Origin of the sequence: Streptomyces sp. HNM0575, from assembly GCF_012726265.1 — a bacterium.
In the GTDB taxonomy this organism is placed as follows: domain Bacteria; phylum Actinomycetota; class Actinomycetes; order Streptomycetales; family Streptomycetaceae; genus Streptomyces.
In genome coordinates this window covers 356,687-372,848 of sequence record NZ_JAASAG010000001.1, presented here as the reverse complement: position 1 = coordinate 372,848, position 16,162 = coordinate 356,687, and the positions used below count along the sequence as shown (strand labels likewise).

The following is a 16,162-nucleotide window of genomic DNA, read 5'->3' as shown; positions in this document are numbered from 1 at the left end:
GGACGGGTACGGGGATCGCAGCTGCGTGACCGGGGACCACCTTCCAATCCGGGGTCTGCGGTACCCGGGCGGACTTCCTGCCCGGGCGATCCTGATGGCGCCTGCCTCCTTCTTTCTTCTTCTTTCCTCTGCTTTCTCTTCCTGCTGTCGACCTGCCCGGCTGCGTGCTTCCTGCGGCCCCTGGTGAGCCGCGGTGCCCGGCGGTCAGCGAGGGTGCCGATCACTTCCGGCCCCGCCGCTCCACCGCCGTGCCGCAACCTGCTGGTCCTGTCTCCACGGCAGTTCGTCATCTGCCGTGCCTTCTCGACCTCTTGGCTACGAGGCAAGACCCTAACCCCGGCAAGCCCTCATGTCTACTCTGGCCGTAACAGATTTTCTGTGGGGGGCGATGGCGAAGTCTTCTGGTTCCCATGCCCCGAAAGCTGCACCGCACGGGCAGATCAGCGCCGCGTCACGGGGGCGGTCTCGCCGGGCGGCACGGCGTCCGTCCCGGGCCGCCACTGCCCCGCCGCCGCGGCCTCGCCCAGGAACGAGGACCAGATCGCGGCGGGGGCCTTTCGGGCCGCGGCGTCCAGCGTCCGCTGCTCGCGGGTCTTCGGATCCTCGCCGAACGTGCCGACTGCGGTGACCAGCCGTCGCGAGCTGCCGACGTACCACGCCGCCTTGCCGTCGTCGGAGGCACCGGAGACGGCCGAGACGGCGGAGAGGGAACGCGCGGCCGAGGGCAGCCCGGCGGTCCTGCCGCCCCCCGCGCCGCCGGGGACGAGGCCCGTGCTGAGGCTCGCCGACACCGCCCGTGCCGTCTTCGCGCTGACCGCGGTGCCGCCCGTGGCGTGCGGCAGCTCCACGCTCTCCGTGCCGCGACGGGCGGACCGGACGACCGCGGGCGTGACCTTCGTGCCGTCGTTGCCGAGCGTGGCGTAGACACCGGCGAGCTCCAGGGCGCTGGTGCCCATGAGGCCGAGCGAGAGGGTGCGCGGCCGGGTCGTGAAGCCGTTCGCTTCCGGGTCCATGCCCAGGGCGACCGCGGTGCGCTTGACGTCACGGGCGTGGCCGGCCGGTGTACGGGCCTCGTCGCCGTGCTCCAGCTTCGCCGCGAGGGTGAGCGGGGCGAAGGCGGCGCCCGCCTGGTAGTCGGTGCGGGTGGCGTTGCTGAGGTAGTGCTTCGCGTAGTCGCGGCCCCCGTAGAGGGCCAGCACCCTGCCGCTGCGGGGGCTCACCGAGACGGCTCCGGTCTGCGTACCGGCTTGCGCGGCGGGCGACTTGGGGTCCCGCGCGCCGTCGGCGCGGCCGTCGGCCCGGCCGTCGGCGGCGCGTTCCAGCGCGCGCTGCCGCCCGGGGTCGATGTTGAGCGTGACGGTCCAGCCCCCGGCTGCGAGGCGCTGTTCGCTGACGCCCGCCTCGGCCAGCTCCCGGTTGGCGGCGTCGACGAGGTAGCCGTCCTGTCCGCCGAGTCCCCGTGGGGGCTCCGGCGCGCGCGGTGCGGGGAAGCGCATCCGGCGCTGCTCCGCCCGGTCGAGGACTCCCATCTCGGTCATGTTGGCGAGCACGTAGCGCCAGCGCCTGCGCACCAGCTTCCGGGACTCCGGGGTCGCGACGGCCCAGTCGTACTGGCTGGGTGCCTGCACCAGCGCCGCCAGGTAGGCGCCCTCCGCGACCGTCAGGTCCTCGACGTCCTTGCCGTAGTACGCGCGGGACGCGGCCTGTATCCCGTAGGCGAGGCGGCCGAAGTAGCTGGTGTTCAGATACCCGGCGAGGATGTCGTCCTTGGTCTCCTGGCCGTCCACCTTCAGGGAGATGACCATCTCCTTCACCTTGCGGGTGACGGTCCGCTCCTGGCTGAGGTAGTAGTTCTTCACGTACTGCTGCGTGATGGTCGAGCCGCCCTGCGTGCCCTGCCCGGTCAGCGTGCTGAACACTCCGCGGGCCATGCCGACGGGGTCGACGCCGTGACTGTCGTAGAAGGACATGTCCTCGGCGGCGACGAACGCGTACCGCACGCCCTTCGGCACCCTCTTCAGCGGCACCGATTCGCGGTTGACCTCGCCGGTGCGGGCGATCCGCGTCCCGTCGCGGTACAGGTAGACGTTGCTATCGGCCTCGGCCTGCTCGTTGGGCAGCGGGACGTCGATGACGGCGTACAGGACGGCGAAGGCGCCGGCCGTGCCCGTCAGGAGCGTCAGGGCGAGGGCGAGCAGCCGTCGCCAGGAGAGGAGCCGGCGCAGTCCGCTGCGGGAGCGGTCCGCCCCGGCCGCTCTCCCCTCTCTCCCTCTCCCCTGCCCGTGCCGCCCTCGTGCCGCTCCCTGCGCGTGCCTTCCGGGGTGGGCGGGCCTGAGCCGCTTGATCCGCATGGCGCCATCGTGGGCGGCGAAGATCTTGCGCGGCCCGGGGCCGGGCCTCTGCCGCCGCTCGAAGACGTATCAGCCGTGTATCGGCCGCGGCTCCGGCGGGCGGTCGCCGGGCGCGGCGGCGTCCGGGCCGCCGGGCCCGTACGGCTCGGGCTGCCCGTACGGCTCGGACTGCAAGTGCGGCTCGGACTGCAAGTGCGGCTCGGGCTCTGGCTGCGGCGGTGGCCCGGACTGCGCGTGCGGCTCGGGCTCCGCGTCAGGTCCGGCGGGCTCCCCGCGGTCGGGGAGCCGGAGTGTGGCGACCGCACCGCCGTCCGGCGCGTTGCCGAACTCGAGCGCCGCGCCGATGACTTCGGCCTGCCCCATGGCGATGGTCAGGCCGAGGCCGTGACCCCTGCCTCGCTCGCGCACTCCGGTACGGAACCGCTGCGGCCCCGAGTCCAGCAGGTCCGCCGGATATCCGGGGCCGTGGTCGCGCACGGTCACCGTCCTTCCGTCGGCCGCAACCTCGGCCAGCACGGGCGGCCTGCCGTGGCGGTGGGCGTTGACGAACAGGTTGGCCACGATGCGCTCCAGCCTGCGCGGGTCCGTCCACACCTTCGAGTCGCCGTGGGCAATGGTGCCGCCGCCGGTGCCGTCACCGTCGGAAGTGGTGCCGCCGCCGGTGCCGTCACCGTCGGAAGTGGTGCCGCCGTCGCCAGTGGGCTGTCCGCCGCCGCCCGCCGTGACGACGTCGACGGACAGTCCGGTGCGCCGGGCCGCGTTCTCGACGAGGGCCGCCACGCCGCACAGCGAGGCATCGGCGTGCTCGGCCCCCGCGTCCAGCCGTGAGATCTCCAGCAGGTCCTCGATGAGGGTGCTGAGCGCCCGTACACGGTCGCGTACGTACTCCGACGGCCGCCCCTCCGGGAGCAGTTCGGCCGCCGTGACCAGACCCATCAGGGGCGTACGAAGCTCGTGCGCCACGTCGGCGGTGAACCGCTGCTCGCTGCGCAGCCGTTCCTGAAGGGCCGCGGCCATCGAGTCGACGGCACCGGAGATCTCGGCGATCTCGTCGTGGGGCCGTACGGCGGCCGGGCCTCCGGAGACCCGGGCGTCGAGATCCCCCGCGGCGATCCGCCGTGCGATGCCCGCGGCCGCGCGGAGCCTGCGGCTCATCCGCCCCGCGGTCAGCACTCCCAGGGGCAGCACGACCGCCGTGGTCAGGAGTCCCGCGAGGACGATGTTCCGGTCCAGCGCGTCGAGGTTGCGGACCGCCGCTGTCATGTCGAGGCGTACGGCGATCACTTGGCGGCCCGCGGGCCGCGCCGCCCACATCGCGGGACCGCCGCGCCCCGCAGCCGCACCCGCGCCCCCACCCGCGCCCGCCTCGGCTCCGGAGGAGAACTGCGTGCCCCGGTGGCCCTCGCGTACCAGTGCGCGCAACCCGGAGGGCAGCCCGCGCGGATCCAGCGTGGCGCCCGAGCCGCGCACGGTGCCGGTGCGCTCGTAGCCGACGGCGGCACGGTCCAGGGTGGTGCGGGCGGCCTCCCGCGCCTGCGACAACTCCCGGTCCCACGAGGCGTGGTGCACCAGCACGCCGACCGCGACGGCGACGGCGAAGGTCGCAGCGGTCACCAGGCCCGCGATGCGCCGGCGCAGCGCGCGGGGCGGCCCGGTGGCCCCTTGCGCTCCGCCCGTCGCCCTCAGCCGCATCGTCAGCGTCGCAGCTTGTAGCCGAACCCGCGTACGGTCTCGATGCGTTCGGCGCCGATCTTCGCCCGCAGCCGCTGCACATGCAGATCGACCACGCGCGTATCGCCGTGCCAGGCGTGGTCCCAGACCTGGTCGAGCAGGGTGCGGCGCTCCAGCACCACACCGGGCGACGCGGCGAGTACGAGCAGCAGGCGCAGTTCGGTCGGGGTGAGGGCGAGCGGCGCTCCGGCCCGGCGCACCTCCATGCCGAGGGTGTCGATGGTCAGGTCGCCGAAGACGAGGGTGCGCGGCGGGGGTGCCGGCCGCTGACGTCCGGGTGCGGGTCCGGGTCCCTCGCGTCCCGCGACGGGCGGGAAGGAGGCCCGGCGCAGCAGCGAACGTATCCGCGCGACGAGCACCGGGCTCTCGCACGGCTTCACCACGTAGTCGTCGGCGCCCGCTTCGAGGCCGGCGACGATGTCGAGGGCGTCACCGCGCGCCGACATCATCAGCACGGGCGCCAGGCTCAGTTCGCGTATCCGGCGGCACAGCCCGATGCCGTCGAGCTCGGGGAGCATGACGTCCAGCAGCAGCAGGTCGGGCCGCCGTTCGCGGAAGACCTCCAGCCCGGTGAGGCCGTCGGCGGCGGTCGAGACGGTGAAGCCGTACCGCTCCAGTGCCATGCACACGGTGCAGCGGATCACCTCGTCGTCCTCGACGAGCAGGATGTGCGCCTCGGTCACCGCCGCGGCCGACGGCTCGGGCGCGGGGCCGGGCCGCGGGTACGGCTGCGGCTGCGGGTCCGCGGGCGCCGTCATCGCGCCGGTTCCGGAGCCGGGGAGTCGGGGTGTTGCGCCGAGGGCTCGGCGGGGGCCTGCGGCTCGTGCGGGTTCTGCGCGTTCTGCGGGTTCTGCGGGTTCTGCGGGTTCTGCGCGGCGACGGCGGCGAGCACCTTGCCGTTCCAGCGGTATCTGGTGGTGTACGGGCCCTCCCTGCCGGTCGCCGTGATCACCAGGTCCCTGCCGATGGTCTCGCCGGTCAGCCCCGGCTCTCCCCAGTGACTCAGCACCGGTCTGACCTGTCCGCCGGAGGCCCGGTAGACGCTGAGCAGGGTCTGGCCGATCCTCGCGGCGTCCACGGCCACGATGACCTCGTCTCGACCGTCACCGGTCAAGTCCCGGTAGACGGGGCTGCGTTGGGAGCAGGCGCTGCCGCGGCAGTCCTGCATCAGCTTGCGGACCAGATCGGGCACGTTGGGGTCGTTCTCCAGCAGCTCCCTGACCGGCAGGCCCTTGAGACCGTCCGCGGGCACGGCGACGCCCTTGACCGGCGGGTACGGGCTCAGTTCCGGCGCCGCGGGCGCCGCGGACGGTGAACTGCCGGGCCACAGCGGCGAAGCGCTGGCCGGCGGCGACAGGCGGGAGGCCGCTCCCTCGTCGCGCGCTCCGGTGTCGGAGGCGCAGCCGGTCAACGACGCTGCCGTCACCGAAAGCCCGACGGCGGCCACGAGAACCGCCGCGGCGGTGCCTCGGGGGCGTCGCGCCGCGGCTTGCCGCGAACGACCGGTGCGCAACGGGTGCATAGGCGGGTCAGCCTAGCCGGGGGCGTGCGGCGATCCTCCGGAAGCCGGGAATTGGCTGCGCACACGGGAGATCAGGTCCTCGACGGACGGCTGACGGGTCGTCGGGGGCGGCGCCGAGGGCAGGGGCCCGTCGTCCGCCGCCCGGCGCGGTGTGCGTCCCGGTCCGGGTCCCGGCCTGGCCCCGGCCGGGCGGCGGACCGACCGGCGGACCGGTCGGCGCCCGTTGCAAGACTTCAAGTCCCCGCTGCGGGACCGGAGTTCGGCAGACGCCTGCCTGCCGATCGTGAATCGCGTGCCGATCGTCAATCGCGTGGCGGCCCCGAATCGCCGTGCCGACCGACCGCCAACCGCGGGCCCGGCCGCGCGAGTTCACAGTCCGGTACGGCCGGTCGCCCAGTACGGCTGGGTGCGTACGGCACGCCGGTCGAGCCCGTGGCGCGTGCGCAGCGCTTGGCGCTGCCGCTGTATCGAGCCGCCGTGCCCGGCGAGATAGGCGACCCGGGGGGCAAGCGAGCGGATGCGCTCACCGGCTTCGCCGAGCCACTCGTCCAGGGCGGCGCCGGGCTCCTCGGCCGCGGGCAGTACGACCGCCTCGGGGAGCAGCCCGGTGACGTATTCGCGGTCCGGCGGCTCGGTCTCCACGGCGACGAGCAGTCGCGTGCTCTCGGCGTTCGCCTGCTCGGTCAGTGCAGCCATCAGTCCAAGGGTGCTCGCGTCCCCCATGGCCAGCGCCGCGGAGGGCGAGGTCCAGCGGAAGCCTCTCGCGGAGTCCAGCCCGCACCAGACGACTTCGCTGCCCGGCGCGAGCGATTCGATCAGGCTGAGTCCGGGGGCGTCGGTCCGGCCGTGGTCGTGGACCACGACCGTGACCGTCCCGGCGTCGGGATCGTGCGACTCGGGCGTGTAGTGGCGGAAGTCGTTCTCTCCCACGCGGAAGGCGGTGACATCGCACGGGGAGACGTCCCGGGACCGCAACGAAGGGCTGTGGAAGGCGATTCGCAGCAGCGAGGGAGAGGGTCGTTCGACGGCGGTCACCTCTGCGGCGAACCCGCGGCGCTGCGCGTACTCGGCCAGGACCTTCGGAACTCGCGCCATCTGTCGCCTCCTTGACGTGACTGCGGCACGCACCGCCGGAGATGCACTTCAGAGATACAGGGTTCTCGTGCTTAGGTTAGCCTAACCTAAGCACGCCACGTCCGAGTGGTCACACGCCCAGCCCGACCGCAGACCCTGGAGGACTGAGATGCGCCCCTTCCGCCCCCGCGTCACAGAGCCCACGCCCGCCGAACGCGTGCGGTCGATCCTTGCCTCGGCTCATTCGATGACGGTGGTGAGCGACGGAGTCCACGCCGAAGTGCACCGGCTCCACGACTCGACGGGCAACGTCCACCTCCACGCGCCGTCCGAAATCCCCCTCCCCGAGGGCGAGTTGCGCATCCCGGTGAGACTGGAGCTGACCGACGTCGCCCCCACGCCGGTACGGGAGCGGCTGCGCGCCCGAGTCACCGTGACGGGGTTGCTTCCGGCCCCGTACGACAGCGGGAGCGGGAGCACGTGCATGGAGTTCGGGCAGGCGGTCCTGGAGGACTCCCGCGGACGCTCGTACGTGACGCTGGAGGAATTGCAGGAGCTCGCCCCCGACCCGCTGGCCACCTGCGAGGCCGCGATGCTGATGCATCTCCTCGACGGCCACGGCGAGTCGATCCCGCTGCTGCTGCGTCTCGTGCGGCCGCGGCCCGACCGCGGCATGGTGCGCGCCGTTCCGGTGGCTCTGGACCGTTACGGCCTGACGCTGCGCCTCGAGTATCCCGGCATGCATCGCGACGCCCGGGTGTCGTTCTCGACGCCCGTGACCGACCCCGACCAGGTCGACTGCCGGATCCAGGCCCTCCTGGACGCCGCACGCCGGGCCTCCCACTCCAACCACCTGCCGGCCTGAGCGCCGCGCACCACGGACGGACGGCCCGGACGCAGCGGACGGCGTCCCCCGCGCAGGATTCGCGGGGGACGCGGTCGCGTCGCTCACCCGGTGCGGCCGGGCGCCGGCGGGCACCGGGCGCACGCGAATCCGGCCGGGGACGCGAATTCGCCTGTCAGGGCCGTCAGTTCAGATCCCTGCACAGCAGGGCCGACGGAGATCCCGACGACCCCGCGCGGCGGGTGAAGGCGATTCCGGCGGCGTACTCGCCGTCGGCGCACTGTCCCTTGAGGTGGCCGTGTGCGAAGTCGCCGCCCTTCGCGTCCGGCGGGCGGGCGTCGGACCGGTCGAACCACACGGTCCTGCCGCCGGTGCCGAGCGCGTGCTTCGCCTCGGTGCACAGGGCCGAGGACACCGCTGCCCCCCGCACGCTGTAGCCGGTCAGGAACCGGCCGGACGGGCACTGGAACTTGGTGTATCCGCTCGCCCAGTCCTGCCCCGGTTCCACGTGGCGTTCGTCGGTGACCACCTCGTGGGCGCCGCCGGGCGCGGACAGGCCGCGGGCGTCGGTGTCGGTGCACAGCCCTCTCGCGCCCGTGTGGCTGAGACCGATCAGCCGCTGGTCGTCCGGGCACGCTGCCTTGCGCCCTCCGCTGTCCCAGTCGCCCTGCTCGCGCATCCGCAGGGACGCGACGAAGTCCCCGTGGTCCGGGCTCAGCATCGACCAGCGGTCCGTGGCGGGTATCGCGCCCGTGCGCGCGGGCGCGTTCACGAGGCGCTTCCAGGCTCCGGCCCGCCAGTCGCCGCCGTCGAGGACGCCGGTGCGCCGGCCCGCGGAGTCCCAGCGCAGCAGGCCCCAGCCGTTGTCGCTTCCCTTCTCGTTCCAGCCGACGAGCGGCCAGTACGCGAAGTCCGCGTCCGTCTCGGCGAGGAAGGCGGTGAAGTTGCGGAACCAGGCGCGCTCCTTCCCGTCGGTCTCCTCCGGGCCGCCGGCCCCGAATTCGCTGATCCATACGGGCGCGGTGAAGTGCCGGTCCTGCTGCGAGGCGACGTAGAAGGCCTGCCGCCGCAGCACGTCGTACAGTTCGGCGCGGCCGAAGTCGCGGTAGCGGGGGTCGGAGGTCTCGCCGATGCCGGTGGCGCCGCTGTGGTTCGGTCCCGTGTAGCCGTAGAAGTGCGCGGAGTAGACGAGCTTTCCGGAGCGCACGAGCGTGTGGGAGAGGCGCTGGACGGGTTCGAGGGTGGGGCGGCCGTGTGGGAGGCCGTCGATGGGAAGGCCGGTCCAGTTGATCCCCTCGACGATCACGAGCAGGTCCGGATCGGCCTCCTGGAGGATGCGGTCCCCGAGGTGCTGTGACGCGGCGAACCAGTCGTGGCTGTCGCCCTGGCCCCAGTTGGGGTCGTCGAGCGCCGAGCGGCGCACCTCGTTGTAGAGGTCGGCGCCGGCGACGCGGGGGTTCTTCGCGTAGCGGCGGGCCATGAACAGCCAGTCGTTCTCCCAGGTCTCGGTCGTCTGGCTGGCGTTCCAGCGCTCGTTGCCGTCCACGCCGCAGCACCAACGCGTCGTGTTGGTGTGGTTGTTGAGGATCACGGCGAAGCCGGCGTCGGTGAGGGCCTCCACGGCCGCGTCGTAGACCTGGAGCGGCGTCCTGCCCTTCAGCAACGGATTGGCGGCCACCGAGGCGTCGGAGACCGGGTGTTCGTCGTGGATCATCTCGTTGGAGAAGGGGAGGCGGACGCTGTTCAGGCCGAGTTCGCCGAACCCGGCGACGATCTCCTTCATCGGCGTACGGTCCAGTCCCAGCGGTATCCGGCCGGAGTTCTCCCCGGAGTGGTGGTTCGCCGGGTCCTCGGGGTCTCCGGAGCCGGTCCAAGTGCCGCTCGCGCCATGCCAGTTGCCGGACTTCAGCTTGAAGCGGTCGCCGTCGGCGTCGACGATGTAGCGGCCCCTGGTGCTCAGGGGCGGCGTCCACTTCTCCGGCCCCGGCGCCGTTCCCGGCGCGGAGACCGGAGTGGTCTTCGACGGGGAATCCCTCGTGGGCGCGGGAGATTCCGGCGCGGATGCCGGCGGGGAGCCCCGCGTCGGCGGAGCGGCGGCGCGGGACGACGCCGGCGGCTCGGTCACGCCCGTGGCCTGGGGACCGGCCACGAGGCCGGCAAGCAGACCGAGAACGACGGTGGTCGGCGCTGATCTGAACATGGACCTCTTCACAGTCACACGCTTCCCACGAGACACACGCCTCATCCACGTGTGGCGGAGATCGGGGGCCGATCGCCCTACCCCGCAAGGGAGTTGGGCAGGCCGGCCCTGCGCTCAACCGCCCTGTGCGGGCGCCGCCTCCAGGATCTCCAGCAGGTCCTGTGCCGCCGCCCGCGGCCCCTCGACGAGGCCGACGCCCGTGGCGTTGAGCACCACCTCGTCGACGCCGATCGCGCGGTACTCCTCCAGCCTCTCGTGTATCTCCGCGGCCGTTCCGTACAGGAACACCCCGCCGTCCACGAGCTTCACGGCGTCGCCCGGGTCGCCGTCCCCGGACACCGCGATCCCGGCCCTCTTCAACGCGGCCTGATAGTGGGGGGCCTGGATGTGCGTACCGCACGAGGCGCCCGCCAGGTCCTCGGCCTTGCGGCCGGGACCGGACAGCGCGACGGGCACGATGGCGGTGACCGTCGCGGGCTTGTCCCACTGCCGCTCCTCGGCGCCCTTGCGCATGGCGGGCATCAGGATCCCGTCCAGATACGACGCCGAGCCAAGCCAGGTGATGGCGACGTCGGCGAGCTCGCCCGCGAGGGCGGCCATCTTCTCGCGGAGCACGCCGAGCCCCACGGACACCGGGGCCTGCTTGTATTCGAGGAGCCTGGACACTCCGGGGAAGTGGTCGCCCCCGTCGTTCTCCACGGTCTCGCCGTGCAGCAGTCCGCGCACCGTGCGGACGTACTCACGGCACGCGCCCAACTGGCTCGCGTACGGCCCGCCCAGGAAACTGCGCTGCGCCTGAAGGCCGCCGGGCCCGAATCCGGCGACGACGGAGCGGCCCGTCGAGAGCGCGACGGAACGGGCTTCGATCGCCGCCTGGTACGGGGAGCGCAGCGGCATCAGCGTGACGCCGAATCCGCTGGGGACCCTGATGCCGATCCCCGCAAGCCAGTTGATCAGGTGGTGACTGTCCAGCAGCATTCCGTGGCCCTGCCAGAGCCGGTCGGCGCAGGTCCAGTTCACGAGATTCGCGAACGGGACCACCTGTTCCGGCCGTACCGGACCGAAGGGGAGAAGTATCGAGAGCCGCACCCCGGGACATCCTTTCGTCAGAACACGCACGCGCGCACGATGCGCTCCCCTTGGACCGTGACGGCTACGACTGCTTGCGGTCGAACTTCACGAAGGCGCCCAGCGCGAGCACCACGGTCAGTACGCCGATGACGGCCGCCAGCACATAGTTCTCGCTGTATGCGGTCGTGATGGCGATGGCGCCGCCCACCGCGACGATGACGCCCCAACTGCCCTTGTACTTCTTCACTGACGACCTCCCGGTGCCGTATGGCTCATTGCTCATTGCTCGTTGCCTGTTCCTCATTGCCGTACCGCGTGTACTGCCTGCATCGCTGCTGCCGTACTGCTCTCCGTCATCCGGAAACGCCGCCGCAGGAAAGGGCGACGGGAATGTGGAAATCTTCGGGTCCGGATTCCCGGCCGGTGACGGCGAGTTGAAGCATCGCGTCCGTGTCGCCGATTCCGGACCAGCCGAACATGTAACCGAGAAGAGATGTGCGTCCCCCGGCCCCCGTGAAGAAGCCGTTCGCACGGATCGTGTCCAGCACGCGTTCCTGATAGTCCTGCGCGCGGGAGATCAGCGACCTGTCTCCGAGAATGCGTCCGGCCGCGATCAGCGACTGCACGACGCCGCTGCTGCCGTGGCATACCGAGAGATCGAGCGGCCGTCCTTCCGGAATGCGGGTCGCCTTGCTCACGAGTGCGTCGAGACGCGCGCCCGACAGCCATTCCCTGCGGCCCGCCGCGGTGAGGATCTCGGCGGAGGCGAGCAGCAGGCCGGCGGCGCCGTTGCACCAGCCCGCGTAGGGGCTTTCGACACCGGATTCCGAGCGTGCGACCAGCCAGCGAGCGGACTCGTCCACCAGCCGGGGATCGTCCAGCGCCCTTCCCGCACGGGCGCACGCCCACCGGAGCCCGAGTTCGCCGTGTGCGACGTCGAACCACTCGGCGGTCCGCGGCGCCGCCAGGTGGGCCAGGGTCAGCTCGCGCAGCCGCGCGATCCGGTCCCCGCCGCACAGGTCGCCGTCGCACAGCTCCCCGCCGCCCGCACCGCCCGCACCCGCCCGGGACAGCAGCACCATCAGCAGCCCGGCAGGGCCGTTGGCCAGGTCGTTCTCCAACTCGCCCGATTCCGCCCGCTCTTCGAGCCGCTCGAAGATCCGCGCCAGCCAGCCGTCCTCCACTTCGTCCGGCCGCGCCAGCAGCGTCGAGGCGGCCCCGGTGAAGACGGACTCGGGCGTCTGCATCAGGGATTCGCCGTAGCGGGCGAGCAGGCTGCCCAGGCCCCGGCGGGCGCTCGCGTACGCGGCCCGCGCGTCCTTGTCGTGGCGTGCAGCGCGCCGGAGGAACGTCACGATGCCGCCGGAGTCGTGGAAGGAGACGAAGTTCCCGGCGGTCATCGTCGGTGCGTTCCGCTCGGGGCCGATGCCGCACAGCCAGCCCGTCTCCCGCCCGTCCGGGCCGTCGAAGGGCACGGATACGGCGTCGATCCTCCGCGCGATCCCCGGCCACCACTTCCCGGCGCGTGCACGGGTCAGCGACAGCTGCCCGAACAGGCTCTCCGAGGAGAGCCCCGCGGGATCGTCCTCGGCCACGGCCTCGCCGAAGCACTCCTCCAGGAGGAAGTGGTGGTAGAGGTCCGTGCGGGCCGAGTTGAGCTCCACTCCCCTGCGTGCCGTCCCGATCGGCGTCGTCCGGTAGACGCCGGGGAAACTGCTTGCGGGCGTGGCCAGTTCGGTGGAGTCGCTACGGGTGACGAAGTAGGGGACGTTCCCCGAGAACAGCGCGGCCCGCTCTTCCCTGCGGGCGTATTCGGCGGCCTCCGGGGACAGGTACTCTGGCATGTTCTTCAGAAGTCCGAGCAGCCGCGCGGCCTCCTCCGGGTCCCGCAGGTATTTCGGATGCGTGAAGGCGTCCAGGAATCTGCTGTAGACCATCGTCGACCGCAGCAGGCTCCGTACGGGCATCTCCGGATAGGCGTCGAGGATCTTCAAGACGCCGTCGCCGCGCACGAATTCCAGCGCGTCGAAGTATCCCTCCAGGGTGTCGGCGAAATACTCCGTGGCCGACAGACGCCGGTCCCCGAGCCGGGCGACGTTGCCGTGGTGCTTGTATGTGACGGGCTCCCATTCGACGCGGATGTCGTCCGTCGCGCTGTTTCGCACCGCCGGCCTCGTGAGGTTCTTCGACTTCTGGTCGCCCGCGACGCCGACGCCCGCCATGTTGATGTCGATGGGAGAGGTCGGGTCGACCATCGGCACGAGCATCGTGGAGACCACGGAGAGCTTCATGTGATTCATGATCACGTGGGGCAGCGAGTCGTTCTCCACGCCCGCGTCGGCCCGCGTCATCGTCTCGGTGTCGATGACACACGGGTTCTCGCCGCACGCCAGCACGTTCTCGTCGTGGAGGTCGGATGCGCCGATGGCGCCCAGCACCGCGCACAGGGCGCCGAACCGGTAGAAGTAGCGGGCGGGTTGACGCCCGGATTCCATCGCCGCCGATTCCACGAACTGCTGCCACCCGTGCGATCCCGACGTCACCGAGACCGGTACGCACTCACGCAGCGAATGCTTCAGAAACGTGTCGGCCGCCGCGAAGAGGTCCTTCACGAAACGGTCCGAGACCAGGGTCCGCGGCTTGAAGACGAGCCTCGTGCCCCCGGCGAGCCGCACATGGACGACCTGCCGGTTGTCGTTGTGGGGATCCGAGCCCGAGAAGACGATCTTCTTCAGCCCGCCGCTCTCCGACGGCACAAGCCCGGCGGCCTTCAGCTCGGCCTCGTCCCGTGCGTACGACTCGAAGACATCGGCGTACGCCCGGAGCGAGTTGCGCACGATCGTGCCGGCGCGCTGCTTCAGCACTGGGTGCCTGCCGGTGATCTCCCGGCAGTGGTCCGCGTCGCCGAGGTGCTCGCGGAAGAGCGTCAGCGCCTCGTCGCTCTCGCCCGTCATCGGCAGCCCGCGCCTCTCCCGGAAGGCGTGGAACTCGCCGATCAGCGTGCGGAACGACTGCTGCTCGACGGCGGCGACCAGCCCGTGCCACGCGTCGTCCAGCAGATCCTCCAGACGGCCGGGACCGGCGACCGGCGCGATCTTCTCCCGCAGCGCCGAGCCGGCGTCGCCGCGTGGCGCGAGGTGTTCGTAGAAGGGCAGGAAGGCCGGGATCGACACTCGGGGTACGGTCACGCCCGCTCACCTCCGGCGAACAGCTCCGGGGCCTTCTCGGCGTAGAGGTCCGTGTACACCGCGCCCGAGCCCAGGAGTTGGGCGTGACTGCCCTGCTCGACGACGCGTCCGTCGTCCAGCACGTAGATGTGGTCGGCGGATTTGATGGTGGCCAGGCGGTGCGCGATGATCACCTGCGTCGAGCCGATGTGCTCGATGATCTCCCCGACGCGCCGCTCGTTGACGGTGTCCAGCGCGGACGTGGCCTCGTCCATCACGAGGATCGGCGGGTTCTGGAGCAGCGCCCGTACGATCGCGAGCCGCTGGCGCTGACCGCCGGAGAAGTTCGCGCCCATCTCCGAGACCAGCGTCTTCAGCCCCATGGGCAGGTCTTCGAGGAAGTCGAGGATGCCCACGCCCGCGCAGTATTCGCGCACCACCTCGGGGGCGATGTCCTGGCCGAGCGTCAGGTTCTCCAGGATCGTCCGGTTGTGCAGGTGGATCTCCTGCGGGATGTAGCCGATCTGCCGCCGCAGCGCGTTCTTGTCGTAGTGGCGCTGCTCGACGTCGCCGAACCGGATGACGCCCCGGGTGGGCTCGTAGAGGCCGCAGATGATCCTGCCCAGCGTGGACTTGCCCGAGCCGGACGGCCCTACGAGCGCGACCTTCGAGCCGGCCGGTATGTCCAGCGAGACGTTGCGCACGACGAAGTCGCTGTGCCTCGTGTACTGGAAGCTGACGTCCTCCAGCTGTATCGCCGTCGACAGCAGATCGGTGAGCGTGCCGCCGGGATCCTCCGGCTCGGTCTTGACGATGTCGTTCAGCCTGGCCATGTAGCGGGAGGCCTCGGTGAATTCGGTGTACGTCTGGAACACCGACGTCGACAGCGAGAAGTACGTCGCCGAGACGGCCTGCACCGCGATCGCCGCGCCCAGCGAGATGTAGCCGTGGCTGACGAAGTAGAGGCTGGTCAGCAGCAGGATCATCGGGCCGAACATCTGCGTCGTCGTGGTCACGCCCGAGATGCGGCCCTGCTGCATGCGCATGCGGTCCTTCATCGCGTCGAGCGACGACGTGTAGACCTTGCTCCAGGTCTCGACGAACTCGTGGGCGTAGCCGCCCATCTTGATGGTGGGTATCGAGACGATCGCGTCCAGCTGCGTCGACTGGCTCTTGCTCAACTGGCTTATCTCGGCGTCGACGTACTCCATCAGCCGCGGGCGCGTACGCCACAGGTAGGCCGCGTTGAGCAGGAAGAGCGCGACGGCGATCAGGCCGAGCCGCCACTCGACGTAGAAGAGATAGCCCGTCACGCACAGCAGGGTTCCGACGTCGAGGATGCCCTGCGCCACGCGCGAGGAGAGCAGGTCGCGGATCATGTTGACGCTGTTGAGCCGGAAGAGCAGCTCTCCCGGCTGCCGCACCGTGAAGAACTTGTACGGCAGGAAGAGCAGCTTGGTGAACGTGGTGCTCATCAGATGCTTGCCGAGCAGCGCCACCACCGACGACAGCACCATGACCCGGACCACGTGCAGCGCGAGATAGGCGACGGCCACGCCCGCGACGGCGGCGAGCACCAGTGACAGGTCGTCGAGGCCGTGCCAGTGCTTCTGCCGGTCGACGGCCCACTCCGTCAGCATGGGGATGCCCAGGATCGCCCCGTAGCCGCTGAAGGACAGCAGCCCGACGAGGGCGATCTTCTTGGGCGAGCCCTCCGCGAAGAGGGAGATGCCGCGCCACTCCGCCAGCGGCTTCTGCTTCGACTTCTCGAAGTCCGGGCCCACTTCGGCGGATACGACGATCCCGCTGAAGCCGTCGTCGAGTTCGTCGCGGCTGAGGCGGCGCCTGCCCACGGCCGGGTCCATGACGGTGGCTTTGCTGCCGTCGAACTTCTCGAGGACGACGAAGTGGTAGTCCTCCCAGTAGATGATCACCGGCGAGGTGAACTTCTCCAGCGCCGCGACGTCCTTGGCGCGGAAGAGCTTCGTCTCCATGCCGCGCGTGCGCAGGAACCGCGCGAGCTGACCGGCGCTCAGCCCGTCCCGGCCGGCGTCCATGGCGTCGCGCGCGGTGGAGATGTCCTCGGCGCGGCCGTAGTAGCGCAGCAGCGAGACCGTGCAGCACAGCCCGCACTCGGTCTGCGTGACCTGCGTGACCGTCGGCATGCGGCGCATCGCCTTGCGTCCCCCGGTGAGTCCCATG

The 16,162-nt window shown here is 71.3% G+C and carries 11 protein-coding genes; 1 reads left to right on the top strand and 10 read right to left on the bottom strand.

Annotated elements, in window-relative coordinates; translation table 11 throughout:
- Positions 1 to 440: 440 nt before the first annotated feature.
- The 5 genes from HCC61_RS01525 to HCC61_RS01505 form a co-directional block, all read right to left on the bottom strand.
- Positions 441 to 2,351, bottom strand: coding sequence for a transglycosylase domain-containing protein (locus tag HCC61_RS01525; RefSeq protein WP_169133371.1), 1,911 nt, complete (start codon positions 2,349 to 2,351; stop codon positions 441 to 443).
- Positions 2,352 to 2,420: 69 nt separating this feature from the next.
- Positions 2,421 to 3,965: a HAMP domain-containing sensor histidine kinase gene (locus tag HCC61_RS01520; RefSeq protein ID WP_346776970.1), complete on the bottom strand. Its 1,545-nt coding sequence runs from the start codon at positions 3,963 to 3,965 to the stop codon at positions 2,421 to 2,423.
- Positions 3,966 to 4,045: 80 nt separating this feature from the next.
- On the bottom strand, positions 4,046 to 4,840 hold the full coding sequence (gene cseB / locus HCC61_RS01515; protein WP_169133369.1) for a two-component system response regulator CseB: 795 nt from the start codon (positions 4,838 to 4,840) through the stop codon (positions 4,046 to 4,048).
- Positions 4,837 to 5,529 (bottom strand): hypothetical protein, encoded by a 693-nt coding sequence (locus HCC61_RS01510; protein ID WP_169133368.1) that lies wholly within the window; start codon positions 5,527 to 5,529, stop codon positions 4,837 to 4,839. Before HCC61_RS01510 ends, cseB begins: the two co-directional genes overlap by 4 nt.
- Positions 5,530 to 5,973: 444 nt before the next feature.
- Positions 5,974 to 6,699: an SIP domain-containing protein gene (locus HCC61_RS01505; protein ID WP_169133367.1), complete on the bottom strand. Its 726-nt coding sequence runs from the start codon at positions 6,697 to 6,699 to the stop codon at positions 5,974 to 5,976.
- A 148-nt stretch (positions 6,700 to 6,847) separates the two neighbouring features.
- Here HCC61_RS01505 and HCC61_RS01500 point away from each other — a divergent pair, with 148 nt between their 5' ends.
- Positions 6,848 to 7,543 (top strand): DUF2470 domain-containing protein, encoded by a 696-nt coding sequence (locus tag HCC61_RS01500; protein ID WP_169133366.1) that lies wholly within the window; start codon positions 6,848 to 6,850, stop codon positions 7,541 to 7,543.
- A gap of 163 nt (positions 7,544 to 7,706) precedes the next feature.
- On the opposite strand, the gene HCC61_RS01495 is transcribed toward HCC61_RS01500, so the two are convergent.
- From HCC61_RS01495 to HCC61_RS01475, 5 genes are all read right to left on the bottom strand, one after another.
- Positions 7,707 to 9,722: a cellulase family glycosylhydrolase gene (locus HCC61_RS01495; RefSeq protein ID WP_169133365.1), complete on the bottom strand. Its 2,016-nt coding sequence runs from the start codon at positions 9,720 to 9,722 to the stop codon at positions 7,707 to 7,709.
- A 114-nt stretch (positions 9,723 to 9,836) separates the two neighbouring features.
- Positions 9,837 to 10,811 (bottom strand): LLM class flavin-dependent oxidoreductase, encoded by a 975-nt coding sequence (locus HCC61_RS01490; protein ID WP_346776969.1) that lies wholly within the window; start codon positions 10,809 to 10,811, stop codon positions 9,837 to 9,839.
- A 64-nt stretch (positions 10,812 to 10,875) separates the two neighbouring features.
- Positions 10,876 to 11,076, bottom strand: a complete 201-nt coding sequence (locus HCC61_RS01485) for a hypothetical protein (protein WP_169133364.1) — start codon at positions 11,074 to 11,076, stop codon at positions 10,876 to 10,878.
- A gap of 70 nt (positions 11,077 to 11,146) precedes the next feature.
- Positions 11,147 to 13,981, bottom strand: coding sequence for a type 2 lanthipeptide synthetase LanM (lanM, locus tag HCC61_RS01480; RefSeq protein WP_169133363.1), 2,835 nt, complete (start codon positions 13,979 to 13,981; stop codon positions 11,147 to 11,149).
- Complete coding sequence (locus HCC61_RS01475; RefSeq protein WP_240968345.1) at positions 13,978 to 16,161, bottom strand: peptidase domain-containing ABC transporter; 2,184 nt, start codon at positions 16,159 to 16,161, stop codon at positions 13,978 to 13,980. The genes lanM and HCC61_RS01475 overlap by 4 nt, the downstream gene beginning before the upstream one ends.
- Between the last annotated feature and the right edge of the window lies 1 nt (position 16,162).